The 508-nt window shown below is 43.9% G+C and carries 1 protein-coding gene and 1 pseudogene; both read left to right on the top strand.

What is annotated here, in order from left to right:
* On the top strand, nt 1–350 hold a 350-nt coding region (gene cgtA / locus ACWHAR_RS32405; protein WP_452089096.1), incomplete at its 5' end, for an Obg family GTPase CgtA.
* Nucleotides 351–404: 54 nt separating this feature from the next.
* Nucleotides 405–508, top strand: a pseudogene (locus tag ACWHAR_RS32400) (ACT domain-containing protein); the annotation flags it as partial.

Here is a 508-nt window from a genome sequence, read left to right as displayed (position 1 = left end):
CAAGAGAAGGTCTGCGTGAGCTTCTGTTTGAGGTTGCCAATCAGCTTGAGAACACGCCGGAGTTCCCGCTGTATGACGAGGAAGAGCTTACACAAAACCGTGTGATGTACACGATGGAAAATGAAGAAGTGCCATTTAACATTACACGCGATCCAGACGGTGTATTTGTGCTTTCAGGAGACAGCCTTGAGCGGTTATTCAAGATGACTGATTTCTCACGTGATGAATCGGTTAAACGGTTTGCAAGACAGATGCGCGGAATGGGTGTTGATGAAGCACTCAGAGAACGCGGAGCCAAGGATGGAGATATAATCAGGCTTCTGGAATTTGAATTTGAATTTATTGATTAATGAATGTTGGCTGAAAAGAGAGCCTGGTGTCAGGCTCTCTATTTTAAAGGGGGGATGCAAATGAAAGAGGAGACATTTTATCTTGTCCGTGAAGATGTATTGCCCGATGCAATGAGAAAAACATTGGAAGTCAAAAAGCTGCTTGATCGAAAAAAAGC

The sequence above is a fragment of the Bacillus sp. LR--39 genome (assembly GCF_053613335.1).
This window is presented reverse-complemented; position numbering and strand designations above follow the sequence as displayed.